Annotated in this window: 11 protein-coding genes; 6 read left to right on the forward strand and 5 right to left on the reverse strand. The window is 48.1% G+C overall.

Annotation, left to right across the window (positions count from 1 at the left end; all coding sequences use genetic code 11):
• Nucleotides 1-34: 34 nt before the first annotated feature.
• Complete coding sequence (locus tag MMG03_RS01345; RefSeq protein WP_249505447.1) at nucleotides 35-2,437, reverse strand: T9SS type A sorting domain-containing protein; 2,403 nt, start codon at nucleotides 2,435-2,437, stop codon at nucleotides 35-37.
• Nucleotides 2,438-2,492: 55 nt separating this feature from the next.
• Nucleotides 2,493-4,688, reverse strand: a complete 2,196-nt coding sequence (locus MMG03_RS01350) for an FISUMP domain-containing protein (protein ID WP_249505448.1) — start codon at nucleotides 4,686-4,688, stop codon at nucleotides 2,493-2,495.
• Nucleotides 4,689-4,984: 296 nt separating this feature from the next.
• On the opposite strand from MMG03_RS01350, the gene MMG03_RS01355 reads away from it, so the two are divergent.
• Genes MMG03_RS01355 through MMG03_RS01365 form a run of 3 tightly spaced genes read left to right on the forward strand, consistent with a single transcriptional unit; the run spans nucleotide 4,985 to nucleotide 10,321 of the window.
• The gene (locus MMG03_RS01355; protein WP_249505449.1) at nucleotides 4,985-7,246 is read left to right on the forward strand and encodes an FISUMP domain-containing protein; all 2,262 of its coding nucleotides are present in this window, start codon (nucleotides 4,985-4,987) and stop codon (nucleotides 7,244-7,246) included.
• 29 nt (nucleotides 7,247-7,275) lie between these two features.
• Entirely contained in the window at nucleotides 7,276-8,406 is a 1,131-nt protein-coding gene (locus MMG03_RS01360) for a fibrobacter succinogenes major paralogous domain-containing protein (RefSeq protein ID WP_249505450.1), read from the forward strand.
• A gap of 31 nt (nucleotides 8,407-8,437) precedes the next feature.
• Nucleotides 8,438-10,321, forward strand: a complete 1,884-nt coding sequence (locus MMG03_RS01365; protein ID WP_249505451.1) for an FISUMP domain-containing protein — start codon at nucleotides 8,438-8,440, stop codon at nucleotides 10,319-10,321.
• Nucleotides 10,322-10,328: 7 nt separating this feature from the next.
• Here MMG03_RS01365 and MMG03_RS01370 read toward each other — a convergent pair whose 3' ends face one another.
• Entirely contained in the window at nucleotides 10,329-11,261 is a 933-nt protein-coding gene (locus MMG03_RS01370; protein ID WP_249505452.1) for a KamA family radical SAM protein, read from the reverse strand.
• 86 nt (nucleotides 11,262-11,347) lie between these two features.
• On the opposite strand from MMG03_RS01370, the gene efp reads away from it, so the two are divergent.
• Nucleotides 11,348-11,932 carry an elongation factor P gene (gene efp / locus MMG03_RS01375; protein WP_073161365.1) on the forward strand — a complete coding sequence of 195 codons (585 nt, stop codon included), beginning with the start codon at nucleotides 11,348-11,350 and terminating at the stop codon, nucleotides 11,930-11,932.
• Between the two features lie 150 nt (nucleotides 11,933-12,082).
• Here the strand turns inward: efp and MMG03_RS01380 are convergent, their stop codons facing one another.
• Complete coding sequence (locus MMG03_RS01380) at nucleotides 12,083-13,093, reverse strand: hypothetical protein (RefSeq protein ID WP_249505453.1); 1,011 nt, start codon at nucleotides 13,091-13,093, stop codon at nucleotides 12,083-12,085.
• A gap of 39 nt (nucleotides 13,094-13,132) precedes the next feature.
• Nucleotides 13,133-13,567, reverse strand: a complete 435-nt coding sequence (locus tag MMG03_RS01385) for a hypothetical protein (RefSeq protein ID WP_073161364.1) — start codon at nucleotides 13,565-13,567, stop codon at nucleotides 13,133-13,135.
• 240 nt (nucleotides 13,568-13,807) lie between these two features.
• Between MMG03_RS01385 and thiL the strand changes: the two genes are divergently transcribed.
• The gene (gene thiL, locus MMG03_RS01390) at nucleotides 13,808-14,803 is read left to right on the forward strand and encodes a thiamine-phosphate kinase (RefSeq protein WP_249505454.1); all 996 of its coding nucleotides are present in this window, start codon (nucleotides 13,808-13,810) and stop codon (nucleotides 14,801-14,803) included.
• Nucleotides 14,800-16,734: a GspE/PulE family protein gene (locus MMG03_RS01395; RefSeq protein WP_249269280.1), complete on the forward strand. Its 1,935-nt coding sequence runs from the start codon at nucleotides 14,800-14,802 to the stop codon at nucleotides 16,732-16,734. The genes thiL and MMG03_RS01395 overlap by 4 nt, the downstream gene beginning before the upstream one ends.
• Nucleotides 16,735-16,776 lie beyond the last annotated feature (42 nt).

The following is a 16,776-nucleotide window of genomic DNA, read 5'->3' on the forward strand; positions in this document are numbered from 1 at the left end:
TTAAGGGCTGCGTGGCCGCCAAACTGAATGTCGTTTATTTCTTCTTTGTGAATTTAAGTGAAGACATTCCGTTTGTAGTTTGAACTTTTACTACATAAACTCCCTGATTTAGGATTTCTAAATTCATGACGGGATATTCAAAACCTGTTTTAGAATAAACCTTATTTCCGAGGGCGTCATATATAACGATTGACTTTACTTCGTGGATGTCGCCTGTGTAAATGAGGTTGTTTTCCGCAAATTTGACTGTTGCACTGGCGTTGTCTAAAATTTTCGCAAACGAAGCCTCGCTGGTATCCTTACCAGGATCTATAGTTGGTTCTTCCTTGTACATGTCCGGGTTGTATGTTGCCACAATTTTATAAATGGCGGTCTTGCTGCTATCTGCGGAATGGAAGTCAAAGTCAATGGTGTCGCTTAAGTCATATTCATGGAAAATTTTATAATTCTCAGAATAGGATTTATGTGGGCCGGCAAAAACGATGGTTGCTCGCTTCAAGTTTATTTCGAAGGGGAGGTCTACGTGAACAATCTTGTTTTCCTGATCAATTTTACCTTCAAAATATGCAAGCCCGGCTTCGATAAAGAATGACTTTAGTTCGGCAACATCCTGTTCTTCAGCCTTGTGAACAACATTTGCTGAAAGAACTGTTCGTTTGTTGATTTCATTGTAGGTTATAATTGAAAGTATACTTCCCTGACCCCATACGGGGTAATCGTAGTTTGTGGGTTCATAAGAATATGTGGCGAATGGATTGGGCATTGCGACATAGAGGTCATAGTCGCTATAGTTTATACTTGACCTTTTATCAGCCAGGTTTATGCTGAACTTTTGACTCGTTGCGTTGGGAGTTGCTGCAATGGCAGAGAAATTTTTGTTGTCGGTGAGGTCTACAACGTAAATGCCAGAGACGTTGTTATCAGGCCAGACCTTTGGCTGTCTAACAACTTTAAGGGCATAAGTCTTTTTATCGTAGTCTTTAGTCAGTGTAGCATACATGCCGGATGTACCGTACATTTTCCCGGTAATAGTCAAGGTGATGTTCGTATCGGGAAGAGAAAATGTTCTTTCGCAATTTCTCCAAAAGGTGTTCTCGACTAAAAAATCATCTCCTGAACCGCAGGCAAACAGTTTTGCAACGGGCGTTCCCTTGTAGGGAAGGTCGTAAATAATCTTTCCCGTGTCATTGGGAGATTCCGGGTCATAAATGGTTCTCGGGTAGATGTATTCCTGTTTTGCTGTGTCGATCATGAGCAATTGGCTCAAGTAGTTGTTTTCTTCTATGACGTCAACAAATTTGAATTTGTAATAGTGAATTGGACTTCCGTTTTGTGCAATGACTTCTACAACTGAGCTTTCTAGGTCAATGGGGGTATTGAACAAGTCAACACTGATTGGCTCGCCATTCTTATACCAATTCCTTTTCGCCAAGCCGGAAAATTTTAATCCGGCGTAGTTTGAATTTGATCTGCCGGCACTGTATCGGCCATACAAATTATGACGAATGGAATCTGGTACCCATTTGTAAAGCTTTAACTCGACCAGCCCTGTGTCGCCAGAATTTTGGGGATGGGTGATTTTTGTTCCCTCTGTGCAGTATGTGCCTTGTTTAGCCAAGGTACTTTTTGTAACATCAATAATGGGGGAGTCTGAATATGTTTGGTACCACTGATAAACTTTGCTTTCTGAACAGAAGTCAAAAACATTGACAATTGCCGCATTGGTATCGCCTGGGGTTCGGCTTATGTTTAGGATGATGTCTTTGGTGCTGAGTCCGCTTTTGGACTTGAATGTATAGGTAACAGGCCCCTTGCTAAAATCTTGTGCGGTACTGGGAGTGACCGAACTGTATAATCCCGTAAAGTAAGGGGTTATGCTTTCCATCTTTGCAGTGAACGGTACCGTGAAGTAGATGGTGTCGTTGCTTCTGACGTAATTGGTATAATCGCTTGTCACGCTGGCTTTTGTAACGATAACATCACTTGGGCCGCCAATGGCAATAGAATTGATGGATACACTACATTCCTTTGTAGAGGAAGTTTGTGCCTGGAAGGCTATTTTAGAGTAGTCACATTCGATTGACAACGCCTGACCACTTGAGAAGGCTCCGATTTCGTACCAGTAGCCGTCGTAATAGCCATAGGCGGCAAGACTGTTGCTTCCGCAGGTACCGCCGTAATTGACGATGCCGGTAAGGTAGCCTTCGCATGTTTCATTCGGGGTGACTGTCAAGCCAGAGGAAAATTCTGAACCGGTGATGGTTGTGGTTACGTAGCCTTTTTCCTTTACCCAAGGAGTCCAGGATTTCTGGTCCAATTCAAACTTGGCGTTGGTGGTGGTGTAACCGTCTGTCTTTTCGTAAAAACTGAGGGATACCGATGCGAAGGACATGCTTGAGGCAAGACCTAGCGTTAATGCTATTTTGCGACAATCCATAAAAACTCCAGAGTTCAAATCTTGTAGATGTAAGTATTACTGTAGGCTATAAGAATTAGTCCTTGACGCAACGAAGGGCGAATCCACGATCCTTTTCGTTGTATGATGTTGCGTAACTAGATAGTTTGTATTCTCTATAGTCAAGGAACCAATAAATAGCTCCAGTGTATTTGGTTGCTTCTGTTGCGCTCCAGAAGTTTGCAAAGTATTTCTCATCATCAAAGGCGTATCTGCTATAACTTTCTCTTGGGTTGGCATATTTACCGTAATAAGCTCCAGTAGCAATGGCTGAGAAACCGTAGGTATCCTTGGATGGCTCTGAACTGGGTGAGTACGGATACCACCCGTTGGCGGATTTCATGATTTCGGAGTAGCCTCCGTTAGAACCGCCTTCCATTTTTGAAATGTAGTCTCTCACTTGCGTCCATTCGGCGTTGGTAGGAACATGCCAACCACTGGGACATATTCCCCTGTGAGGATTATCGATCAGGTCTTCGGCGGTATTTTTTGCATACTTGGGATCCATATCCATTACCGCAGTCCAGCTATAAAGACGACCGCCTACGTTGCAGTTGGCTTCTACGTTCTTGTAGCACCAGCTGTTGTCGACAAGGTTTGAATTGTTCTTGTCATAGTAGTTCAGGTTTTCGGCCATCCATGTCTGCAAACCGATTTCAGTAGTCTTATAGGTCTTGCCATCGCGGGAATCCTTGAGGGTTCCGTACTTGTAGTCCGGATTCAAGTAGTATTCCTTCGGGTGGTCGTAAACGGTTGAAACTCGCCAGTTGCCGTTGCCTCCATCGCAGACGTATTCCGTTTCACGGTCATACGCATCAAAGAGGGATGCGAAAGTTCCTTTTTTGGAGGCTGAACAGGTTTTGCCGAGTCTATTTTCGTTGGCGGTGGGGTAGCGCCACTTGGTGTCGTCGCAAGCGTAGAATTTTCCCAGGTTGTCGCTGTAGGCATTTGTCATCTTGATTTTTTCGCCGTCGCGTTCACCGTTGCAAACGCCGATGCCGTATACATTGCCAACAAAGAGGCTGATGTACTTTTCAAAGTTGGGAACGGATCCTCCAAGTTCTTCAAGCTGAGTCCTTGTTTTGGAGAATTTTCTTGTGGTGTCCATGGCCCAGTCGGCTGCCTTTACCTTGGCGGCAGAATCGCTCCACAGACCGTCTTCTTCAAAGTCTGTAGCAAGAACGGTCAGGCGGCTGGTCATGTCTACGTCGCTCAAGCCTTCCTGGAGCAGGATCGATGCGGCCAGAAGCTTTGCGTCGTCTTCAGAGGTTCCGAAAATGGAAAGGTCTTCAAAGGCGTGATTGTTGGTCGGCCAGCCGAAGGCTGCAAGGACTTCCTTTTCGGCCTGGGACTTGGCTGCGGGAATGTTCTTGAACTTTCCACTCTCGACAAAGAGATTAACTGCTCTCTTGTAGGCGAGATGGCCGAGGATGTTGATGTTTGCCGAAGTACGTCCGTTCAAGTCGATCAAGGATTTTAGACTCACCTGGTTGGCTGTCGTTTTAGCCGTATTTTCGTTGTAATAGTAGCCGTTTGCCTGGAGCAGGGCGTACTGGCTCTTGAGGGTTACCTTAGTCGAGGTGTAGGCGCCGAGATCGGATGTAACTTCCCAGTCGAATGTGGTGCCAGTCGGGTCCATTTCGTCGTCAAGTTCGGACAGCTTGATTGTCGTGCCCGACTTGTATGGGCCCTTTTCGGCAACACCAGTGAATGTCATCTTGGTGATGGCAACGTTTTCTACGACCTTATCAGAGGGTACGATGCTAGAACTGGATTCCTGAATGCTGCTGGAGCTAGAATCGTCGGTGTCGTTGGAACCGGGATTTTTGGAGTCAGAGGATTCGGTCTTGTCAGGGGAGGATCCGTTTGAACTTTCAGGATTTTCAGTTGAAGAGTTGTCCTTTTGGGAACTGGAGGATCCGTCTTTTGCCGATGAGGAAGACTTGTCATTTGCAGAAGATTTTCCGTCTTCCTTGTCTCCGGTTTTTGAAGAAGAAGATTCGGACTTGCCGATGTTCTTCCAATCGTCGTTGACGCACTGGTAATCGGAATCTTCGTCCTCTACGTAAACAACATCACCTTCTCTATCAGAGGAGCATTTGCCTAGATCATAGATGGATTCCACCTCGGTGGCGTAGGAAACCTTGTTTTCGGTATTAGACCCTGTAGAGGAATCATCTCCACAGGCAACGAATAATAGGGCTGCTGCACTTAAGGAAAACAGTTTTTTCATTCACACACCTCATTTGCTTTTTTTCATTTAGAATATAAATTTTTTGTGCAATCATAGCTCGCCGAAATGGAGCCGAATTCAAACTATTATGGGCTTTCAAACTCATATGATTCATTGTGAATCATATAAAACATTTTGTTTCTTTGAAAAAGTGTGTTCCCGGTCACAGTGCTGTTTATTTGGCTGTTTTAGACTTGTTGTGTGTTGAGGATAAAAAGGGAATAACCTACATTTGTAATAAATGTTGATATGGGCGTTGTTTCGCCTGAAGTAAAAATTTTTAGCGGGATGCTGGTATGAATAAAATTAAGTTGTCCGTCCTTGCAGCCTCCGTTTGCACCTCCCTTTTCCTGGGCGCATGCGGAGAAGATTCTTCCACTGGATTGAACTCTGGTGACAAGGTAACTTCCGAGACCTCGGTTGAGACAATCTACGACTTGGGAAAGTGTTCTTCAGAAAGAAAAGGTGAAATCATCTTTGTTGAAGAAAACGATTCGGATTATCTGTGTGATGGAAACAACTGGAAAAATCTTGGAACTCCGGAATCCTCCGATTCCAAGGACATATCCTCCAACTCCAAGGATGATTCTTCTACGTCCAAAGATGAATCCTCTGATTCAAAGAACGACGTTTCCTCGACGGATAAGTCTTCCGATTCCAAGGACGACTTGTCTTCTGCATCCAAGGATGAAAATACGTCTGTAGACAAATCCTCCGACTCCAAGGAAGTATCCTCCTCTTCGAAGGATGATGCTTCTGAAACTCCGGGCTCGTCCAGCAGTTCTGTGGTAAACTCCAGCAGTGTGGTTGAGTCCAGTTCCAGTGTCCGCGGGCAGAACGAGGTCGTGGCCGATGTGGCTGTTTCTAAGCAGACCTTTACCGGTGTTGCCCAGAAGGGTCCCTTTACGGCAGGTTCCGTTGTGAAACTGTCTGAATTGGACGAAGTGCTGGATCTTACGGGAACTTCCTTTGAATGGGAAGTGACTACCGATCAGGGTGAATATACCTCCTCTAAGGTGACCTTGAGGAGTCAATATGCGTTGATGCAGGTCAGCGGTTTCTACTACAACGAGAATACAGGCAAGACTTCTACGGGCCAGCTTACCTTGAAGTCCATGGTAGACTTGAATGAACGCAAATCCGCCAATGTGAACATCCTGGGTCATCTGACTCATAAGCGAATTGTAAACCTGTTTGCTGAAAGCGGCAAGTACAAGAATGTGCCTGCAGCAAAGTCCGCCGCAGAAAAGGAAGTGATGAACTCCTTCCACTGGACTGTCAATAACCATGCATTTGAAGACTTGAACATTTTCGGCAGTACCGAAGATGATGCCAAGCTACTTGCTGCATCGATTCTTCTGCAGGGTGATTTAAGCGATGCTGATTTTTCTAGCCGACTCGCTTCCTTGACCACCGATTTTGAAGATGATGGCGTATGGAACGATTCTGCCGCAAGAATCGCTGTGGCAGACTGGGCTATGGATACTACTAGGTCCTTTAGTAAAATCCGCGAAAAATTGCTTGAAGTGGGCCCCCGCGTTCCGAACTTCGAAAAGTATATCTACCAGTTTGCGGGCATTGTGTATGACATTGGCGTCTGCTCTGAAAATAGGGACGGCGAAAAGGTTAAAATCAAGAATCCCTATAGTAAGAATTTAGGTCAGGAATACGTTTGTGCCGATGGCAAGTGGCGTAAGCCTACTTCCACCGAAAAACGCCTAGGTTTCGCATGTGCCGTTAAGAACAAGGGAACCATTGTGCACGAGGGTACCACTAATGGAAATCTGGATTGGTATTGCCCCGGCGACGGAAACTGGAGGTTGGCTAGAGTTTACGACTACCCAAAGAGTAACTATTTCAATCCCAGCAAGAGCTACGGGACATTGAAGGATTCTCGCGACGGAAAGACTTACAAGACCGTAAAGATTGGAACCCAGACTTGGATGGCGGAAAACCTGAATTACTATGACAAGAACAATGCTAATTTGCAGAAAAGCACCTGGTGCTATGAGGATGTTGAAGAAAATTGTGAAGTGGGCGGCAGGTTCTATACCTGGGCTGCAGCCATGAACCTTGATCCCAAGTACAATTCCAATTCCGCATCGGCAGCGGGTGTTATCAAGATTCCGCATCAGGGGCTGTGCCCCGCGGGTTGGCATATTCCCAATACAGGCGAGTTTAGCATTCTTAGAGAGTACGTGGTTATGATGGAAGGGGGTGGAAAGGTTGACTTTAATGATGGCTCCGGACAGCTGAAGTCCGTGCTTGGCTGGCATGATTTGAAAAGTCCCTTTATTACGCCCCGAGATCCGTATGGATTCTCTGCAATTCCCACTGGAGCCTACTATGGTTCTCATAGGAATCCGGATGGGCAATTCAGCCGGTATGTCTTTGACGATGCCAGTTACTATGCCAACTACTGGTCTGCTTCAGAGGGCAAAAAGGCCACGGGTGCTGTCTACTGGTTCCTTGAGTACGGCAGTAGTACCTTTGATTATCACGACGCCCAATACAACGACAAAGACAGAGGCTACTCCATTCGTTGTATAATAGATTAATAGAATTAAGTTTTTAAAGGATGATTGCAATGAATAAGTTCGGTATTGCTAGTTTAATCTCTATTGCAGGCGCTGTATTTTACGCCTGTGGTGATTCCACGTCTTCAAATTCCACAATGGACTTGCCTGGGGATCAGGAAACTGTTACCGAGGTCGGCTCAGTGTATGAACTGGGAAAATGCAAGGACGACCGAAAAGGAACCATCATCTTTGTCAAGAACGAGAATAGAGAGTATGTCTGCTATTCTGGAAAATGGTCCCCTCTCGATGAAATCGGTTCTGTCGAGGAATCTTCTTCCAGCGTTCAGAAGGATGAACAATCGTCAAGTTCTGAAAATGGAAAATCCTCATCAAGCGTAGACAAGGATGATTCTTCGTCTAGCCAGGATGAGGGTGAATCTTCGTCAAGTCAAGATGAGGAAAAGTCCTCGTCCAGCCAAATGAAGGGTGACGCTTCTTCAAGCAGCCAGAAGGAAGATACTTCTTCGAGTAGCCAGAAAGATGAACCTTTGTCGAGCTCCCAGGATGTGGAGGATAACCCGGAAGTCAAGGACGATGTGTCCTCTTCCAGTGAACAGAAAGAGGAATCTTCATCAAGTGTCAAGAGCGAAGAATCCGCTTTTTTCAAGGATCCTCGTGACAACCATGTGTATAGGATTGTAAAAATCGGCAATCAGACTTGGTTTGCCCAGAATCTGCAATATGCAGGTCCTGTAGGAAGCTCCCGATGCCATTCAGACGATTATATACAATGCGATGTCTACGGTCGCCTGTATCAAAGGGACAAGGCCATGACGGCGTGCCCCACAGGCTGGCATCTTCCTTCGCTCGATGAATGGAAGGTTCTTTTTGAATATGTGGGCGGAACCAATGTTGCTGGCATCAAGCTGAAATCTAGAAGCAACTGGGTTCTACAGGAAAACTTTGAAAAGTACGCTGGAATAGATGAATACAACTTCTCCGTGCTGCCCGCCAGTTTTGCCACCGCAACCGGAGTCTACGGGTCTACGATTAAGTTTGACTCCCATCTTTGGACGTCCTCTGTTGATGCTGATGGCTATAACGTGATGGTCTATTTCTTGCATAGTATGGGTGGCGTTGGAATAAGCAGTGTCTCCGAAAATCTGTACTATTCTGTCCGCTGCCTTCAGGACAACTAGCACCCTATAATACTTAGTTAGAGATTCAATTATGAAGTTTGGTTTTTGGAAAAGTTTGATGACTGCTTGCTTGGCGACTTTTGCCACGTCGGCATTGGTTGCTTGTGGCGGTGACTCCTGCTCCTCTGCGGAATCAGGAATTTCCAGTGATTCCGGCCCGAGCGAAGAAGAAATTGCCCAGCGTTGCTATGAAAAGTTCGGTACGACGGAAAACGATACCTGGGTAGAAACCTTATCAGGAAACGAATTCATTAGCAAGCAGGTTTGCGAAAGCATTTCGGAATACATGAGCTACCAGCTTGCTTTCTATGCAAGGTGCACCTCAGCGACCTACAATTCTGCAAAGAATCGATTTGATGTCGAGGTCATTACAGAACAGAAGTATATGCATATCTGGGCGGAGATGGATGGTTGCAGCTATAAGCTGGGTACCGATGGCGACATGGAACCGCTCATTGCCAAGGGTCGCCAGTGGACTCTGGATGACTGCCTTTGCAAGGAAGATGCTGAAAAGACTCTCTATCGAGAAATCAAGCCCGAGGAAAAGGTGGAGTCATCTAGCTCTTCCGAGAACGTGGAATCCAGCTCTTCCGAGGATGTATCCTCCTCCAGTGTCAACCAGAACGGCAGTGCTGGAGTTGAAGGGGCCAGTTCCTCTGTCGAAAAGGTCTCCAGCAGCAGCCAGCCTGCAGTAGGCGAATTTGTGAAGATTGGCAACCAGGAATGGATGACTAGGAATCTCGATGTAGATGTAGAAGGAAGTTCCTGCTACAATGACAAGCCGGAAAATTGCGAAAAATATGGTCGCATTTATACATGGTCCATGGCCATGGACATTGACATTTCCTACGACAGAAAGAAGTACGGTGAGACTAAGGAACCTCACCAGGGAATTTGCCCCGAAGGTTCACACTTGCCAAGCCATGAGGAATGGAACCGGCTGAATGAATACATCAAGGCAAATCCGGAATACCTGACCTATTTCCAGAACCAGTACGGCGGAGCCTACGATTACAAAGGTTTCTACAGAAGTGTCGGCTCTGAGGTGACTTTTATAAGTTCTACAGAATACGATGTATCTGGATCATCATCCCTCTACGAATATGCCTGGCTTTGGTACATTCACGACAACCACATCTATTTTTATAAAGATAACGGTCATAAATACACTGGCGCCTATGTCCGTTGCGTAAAGGGCGAACTCTCTCCCAACACAGTTCCGTCCTCTTCATCTGGCAATGCCACGCCGGTTCTCGAAGTAGCCGAAGGCTGTAACGACTATGGCTACAACAGCAACTGGGAATACCTGAATCCGGATGTGGAATACGGCTGCATCTTTGACGAACGTGATAGCCATTATTACAAGACTGTCTATGTGGGCGATCAGCTGTGGATGGCCGAAAACCTGCGCTATGAGGCTGCCGTCGGTAGTTCCTGGTGCTTTAACGATGAACTAGACGAATTCGGCGATTGCAACGAGTATGGTCGTTACTATGGCGGCAACGCCATTGCTACAGACGCCCCCATCTGCCCCGAAGGTTACCGTGTGCCTAGCCAAAGTGATGTAAACAAACTTATTGAGTACATGAAGAATCAAGAAGCCGGTGTAGAAATTTTCATGGCAAAGACGGATCTGTGGGATCTGCCCAACGAAAACGCATTTGAAGGAAACAATGCTACCGGACTTACTATGCTGCCGGGCGGCCTTCGTGGCTACGACAACGGACGTTTCTATGAGACCGGCGTTTACGCGGACTATACCCACCGATTCCACATGTGGTTAAGCGACAGGTATAACGGCCTTGTTGGCAACTATACCTTCTTGTTTAGCAACATTACCCAGTGGGGCGGCTCTTATTCCATTACTGATAAGGAACGTGGCTTCGGTATTCCCGTCCGTTGCATTAAGGAGTAGCTTTGAGTTACACTGGTGTCTTGCTTTTTTCGCCGGCAATTTCGCGCACCAGGCGAGGCACCAGATAGCCGGGAAGCTTGGTGCGGATTTCTTCAATAAGTTCCTTGGCGTTTTCATCACTGACTTCGTAGTGGGCAACACCCTTGGCGTGGTCCAGCTGGTGCAGGTAGTAGGGGAGGACTCCCTGCTCAAAGAGCTTACGTGAAAGCTTGGTCAGGGTGTCCGCGTTGTCGTTTACGCCCTTCAGCAGAACGCTCTGGTTCAGCAGCGTCCAGCCGCTGTATTTTAACTGACCGAAAATTTCCATGCTGCTTTCGTCCAGTTCGTCGGGATGGTCCACATGGCTTACCAGCACGCAGTCAAATCGGGCGGGGAGGTCTCGCAGGAATTCGAAGTGCTGCTGCACCAGGTCGGGGCGCATTACGGGCAGACGGCTGTGGATGCGAAGTGTGGTCACGGAACCATGGTCGCTAATGGCTTCAATGAGGCTCTGCAATTTTGCGGGCGATAAAGTCAGCGGGTCGCCTCCAGACAAAATCACTTCCCAGATATCGGTGTGTGTGTCCAGCCAGGAGCCGACCTCGGCTGCAATATTCGGAGAACTTTGGAAGGGGTAGTTCCTGCGGAAGCAGAACCTGCAGCGGACACCACAAGTGGCGGTCGTTACGATAAGGGCTCTGCGGTCGTATTTCTGGATGACGCATTCGCTCTTGCCTGCGTCCAAGTCGCCGACTGGGTCCATGACGAAGCCGGGAATGTCGGCATATTCCTCTTTCGTGGGGAGCACTTCCCGCAATAGGGCCGCCGGTTCCTTGGCGTTCTTGATCAGGTCTGCGTAATGCCTGGAACAGCAGAAAGGGAACGAGGGGGCGTGGTCCAAGTTGGCCAGATAGGGCGTATTTGCAATCAAAGTCGCAAAATCCGGGCCTAAATAGTCCAAAAAGTCAGAAATTTGTGTGAATACAAAAGCGGGGTGTTCCATTATATTACTAAATTTAGAAACATAAAACACAAAAAGAGGATAATATGGGTACTGTAAGCACCAACGAATTCCGCAAGAAGCTCAAAATCATCGTCGACGATCAGCCGTACGAAATCATTGAAAACCAGTTCGTGAAGCCGGGTAAGGGCCAGGCTTTCAACCGCGTTCGTATCAAGAACCTGGTTAACGGCCGTACTCTCGAACGTACCTGGAAGAGCGGTGACACTGTTGAAGAAGCAGATGTGACCTTCACCGAAATGACTTATCTCTACAATGATGGCGAAACCTGGTTCTTCCTGGACAACGACACTCAGGAAACCATGGAAATCCGTAAGGAAAGCATGGGCGGCTGCGAAATTTGGCTCCTCGACGGTGCTACCGTTGAAGTGACCTGGTGGAAGGACCCGAAGTCTCTGGCTACTATCCCCGTCGAAGTTATTCCGCCGACCTTCGTTGACCTCATGATCATCGACGCTCCTCCGGCTGTCCAGGGCAACACCAGCGGTAACGTTCTCCGTGAATGCACCGTTGAAACTGGCGCTAAGGTCATGATTCCGCTGTTCATCGAAAACAACACCAAGATCCGCGTGGATACCCGCGACGGTTCTTATTTGGAACGTGCCAAGTAATTCGTCGGGATGGTAACCTCCGATAACTTGGCACTTCGTCAGGTAAGGAGAGCGTACTTTCAGACTGGATCTTGAGAAAAAAAGCCCATCGGCGTTTTGCCGGGGGCTTTTTTTCCGTTCACAGTAATTTATGTGGTGGGGCTTGAGAGGTTATTTCAATGCGGTGCGGAATGCTTTGGCTACGGCATCCGGATTGTCGGATTTCAGCCAGCTTAGGGTTTCTGTTCCGCGATAGCTCCAGGCGAAGATGTTGTCGATGGCGGCCTTGCGGCTTTCTTCGACGGCGATGGCGAGGTCGTTTTCACGGCCTGCTTCGATTTGATAGGCCTTGATCCACATCTGCACGTCTTTGCCGAATTGCTTGGCGACGTCGGTCAACTTGCGGGCGGTTTCGGCGTATTTTTCGCGGACCCATTCCTCGGTAGCTCCCTTTTCCCAGTAAGGGTCGCTGGCCACTTCGTCTACGGATTCCAGTCGGGCCACCTTGCTCCAGTCATCAAGGCCTGCAGGGAACCAGGGGGGCAGCATGCAGACGCAGTTGCGCTTGCCGCGGGCGTGAACGTCTTCTGTCATTTCCTTCAGGAAGTCAATAAGGCTGTCTTCGCGGAACTGAAGGACGTCTCGGGCTTGATCCTGCTGCATTTCATCAAAGGGGGCGGCGGGCATATCGTAGCCGAAACGTTGGCGGAACTTGGCGCAGCAGACGGGGCAGCGGCAACTCCAGTTGCTGAGACCGCCCTTTTCGAAGTAGAAGTGGGGCTCATCCCAGAAGATGGTGTCTACGGCGGTGTTGCAAACGGTTTCAATCCACTTGTGCATGTATTCCCTGAACTTGGGATTGCTGGGACAGGCTGCAACCTTGGGTTTCCCGTCTAGAGCAACCTGGCACATACTGTGGTCGCGGGCGGTCAATTCCGAATAGGCTTCTCCGCCAAACACGCGGCCGATTCCCCAGGGGTTCACGTAGACCTTCAGTCCGAGGTTGGCGGAACCGTCTACGATTTCCTTCATGGTGCCGTAATAATACTGCTGGTCTTCTTCACTCCAGGTGTGGAGTACTGCGTTGAATCCTGCGGCCTTGATGTCGGCCATGTCGGCAAGAACATGCTTAGGGGAGCGCACGCCAAAGTAGCTTACGCCTTTTACTTTTACTTCCATCATTTTCTTTAAGGTCTGACTTTTTAAGTCGGATGAAAAAATCTAATTGTTACTGGCCCATTGGGGGGATCCGTTACGGACCAGGACTAACTCCAGTGTCTTGTGCCATTCTTCTTCGCTGACCGGCTTGCGGATCCAGTAGAAACCGTTTTCTTCGCAATCCTTGTCGGGGAGGGGCATGGAGTCGGGGACCAGTTCCACAATCCAGGATTCGGGGATGCCGTCGTGAAGTTTCTTGCTGAAAATCAGGTTTTCGGCCTTGGGGCGGTCGGCATGGTCCAACACGATGAGGGCCGGGGATTCGCCAATAATCAGAGCCGATTCCAGAAGGTTCGTGGCATCTTCGATGGTATTGCAGGTGTAAAGGGTAGCATCTTCAGACAGTTCATCGTGCTCCAGCAGCCAACGGAATGTCCATTGGCTCAGCTTATCCAAGCTGCCTGGTGAAGACGGTGAAATGAAAAAAATGTGACCCATTGGCTAAAATGTAAAAAAAGATAAAGCAAATTGTTCCGAAATTGGCGATTTTCCTCCGTAAAAACTACATTGTTATTGGAATCAGGTATGAGGGCGGAGCCTGCGGCTCCCTTCAGCGGTGAGCAATGAGCCGTGAGCTAGATAATCGCGCCAAAGGCGCCTTACCTTAACTCAATACACATTGCTCGCAGCTCATCACTCTTTAACCTTTAAGCTATTCACTCTTCATTGTTAATTGCTATGCTCGATCTTGGTGAATTTCGTTTTATTGACGCTCTTTTGAAGGATGCCGCCCCCCTGGAGGAACGTTCTCCCGGTAGCCGTACTTGGCTCGGGGTGGGGGATGATGCCGCCATTCTTGACGGATGGCTTGCTACCAAGGACCTTTCCGTTGAAAACACCCATTTCCGTCTTGATTGGTCGACGCCGGAACAGGCTGTAGAAAAGCATATCGTTTCAAATGTTTCGGATATTTCCGCTATGGGCGGGCGTCCCCGTATCGCCTTGCTGGGGCTTTGCCTGAATCGTCATTGGTCTGACGAAATCAAGACTAGAGTGCGTGTCGCCCTGGCCGAGGGTTTTGCCAAGCGTGGAATTACCTTGATCGGGGGTGATACCGTTTCTGGCGAAGAGGGGGTGTTCTCCACAACTCTTCTCGGCGAATTGGCCGGAAGTAAACCTCTTCTACGCTCGGCGGTACAGCCTGGAGATAACTTGTATGTAAACGGAACTCTGGGCAAATCTGCTGCGGGGCTCTGGCTTTTGATGAATCATCCGGAAGACCGCGAAAAATTCCGATCCCTGGTGGAGTATCATCTGGCTCCCCGTATTTGCGAGAGGGCGGGGGCTGAGTTGGTAGGTCTACTGAACGGTGCGTCTTGTGCCTGTATGGATATTAGCGATGGGCTTTCTTCGGAATTGAATCACCTGGCATTGGCTTCCAGGGTGTCTATTGAAATTGACGAACTTTCCCTGCCAATTGATCCTGAAGTGGTGAAAATGGCTGAATGTTATGGTGTGAACCCTCTGGATTTAGTCCTGAATGGAGGGGAAGAATACCAGTTGTTGTTTGCCAATTCTAGCCCAATAAGTATATTTAATGGATATAATGATGGATTAGGCAAGGTCTACAGGATTGGTGTTGCCCGTGAATGGTCCGGGAATGACAATGTCTGCATGCTTTGCAAGAATGGAGCTAAAATGCCTGTTAAACCGCAGGCTTGGTCGCATTTATGATAAATGGTACTAAAATGAATGTGGGTCAGCTGTTGCTGCGTCAAGGTGTGCTTGACGAAGATCAGTTGGCCCATGCCATGGCGGAACACAAACGCACTGGCCTTATGCTCAGTAAGATTCTTGTTCGACTGGGCATGGTTAGCGAAGATACGCTAACGAGCATTTTGGGTGTGCAGATGCAGTCTTCCACCAAGATGCGTATTGGTGAAATGCTGATCGCTCAAGGTTATATCACCGATGAACAGTTGAACAAGGCTCTAGAAACTCAGAAGACCACAGGTAAGCGTCTAGGTCGTACCTTGGTGGATCTGGGCTTTATGCCCGAAGAACGTCTTATTGAAATTCTTTCTAGGCAGTTCGAAGTTCCTTACGTAAAGCTGGATACGTTTAGCATTGACTCCGAGGCCTACACTTACCTGCCTGAAGATATGTGTAAGCAGTACAAGGTATGTCCTTTGTACATGCAGAAGGGTGAAGACGGAATGGGTCAGGCCCATAGCATCCTGACACTTGCTATGACGGACCCCACCAACATGCGTACCATCAGCATCATCAAGTTCAAGGTGAAGATGGACGTGGACGTGGTGATGGCTTCCGATGCCGATGTGCAGAAGGCCATCGAACGAGTCTATGCTGGCCATGGTGGCGGCACCGAAGAATCTTTGGCAGACCTTATCGGTGATTCCAAGGATGGTGAAGAACTTGAGACCGTGGAACGCGGTCAGGGCAACCAGGAAGAAGAACTGAGTGACGAAGAAGGTCGCCAGGTCGTTAAGATCGTGACCACCTTGATTCACGAAGCTATTGCCCGTAAGGCTTCCGATATTCACCTGGAACCTCAGGAAACCTTCCTGAAGCTCCGCTATCGTATTGACGGTGACCTGCAGGTCATGTCTCCTATTCCGGCTCGTCTGATGCCGCAGATTTTGTCCCGTATCAAACTGCTTTCCAAGATGGATATTGCTGAAAAGCGTAGACCCTTGGATGGTCGTTTTACGGTGCGATACAAGGGTTCTGAAGTTGACCTTCGTGTGTCTTCATTCCCCATCTCTCTCCGTAAGCGCGGTGTCTGCGAAAAGATCGTTATGCGTATCTTGAACCCCAACTCCGGTCAGTTCCCGCTGAAGGATATGGGCTTCGATCCTCGCGTGCTCAAGCAGTTTATCGACGCTATTAACGCTCCTAACGGCATTGTGCTTGTTACTGGTCCTACGGGTTCCGGTAAGTCTACTACGCTTTACGCATCTATTGGTGAAATTCTTGATAGTACTATTAACATTTCTACCATGGAAGACCCTGTGGAATTGAATATCGACGGCGTCAACCAGGGGCAGATCAACAATGCGGCCGGGTTTACGTTTGCCGCGGGCATTCGTGCCTTGCTCCGTCAGGACCCTGACGTGATCATGATCGGTGAAATGCGTGACCAGGAAACTTCTTCAATGGCTATCGAAGCCGCATTGACGGGTCACTTGGTCTTTAGTACGTTGCATACAAACGATGCTGCTGGTGCATTCCCCCGTTTGCTGGAAATGGGACTGGAACCCTTCCTTGTGTCTACCGCTATCAAGGGCGTGTTGGCTCAGCGACTTGTGCGTCGTATCTGTAAGTTCTGTAAGGAACCGTATGAAATTTCCGAATCCCTCCGCGAAGAATTGCACTTGTCTCCGGATATGCAGTTCTATCATGGTAAGGGTTGCGATAAGTGCGACGGTTCTGGTTACAAGGGTCGTGCGGGTATCTATGAATTCCTGGTGCCTAACGAATCTGTTCGTAACTTGATCATCAAACGTTCTTCCGGTGACGTGATTAAGCGCGCCGCTATGCAGGAATGCGGAATGATTACGCTTCGTATGGATGGTATTTCCAAGGCTCTGCAGGGTATTACAACTCTGGAACAGGCTCTGGGTGCATCTACTGCCGACGATTAATAGTTCCGTAGATGTATTGCAAAACTTAGATGTCGGGACCCA

The organism is Fibrobacter sp. HC4, assembly GCF_023373925.1.
In the GTDB taxonomy this organism is placed as follows: Bacteria; Fibrobacterota; Fibrobacteria; order Fibrobacterales; family Fibrobacteraceae; genus Fibrobacter.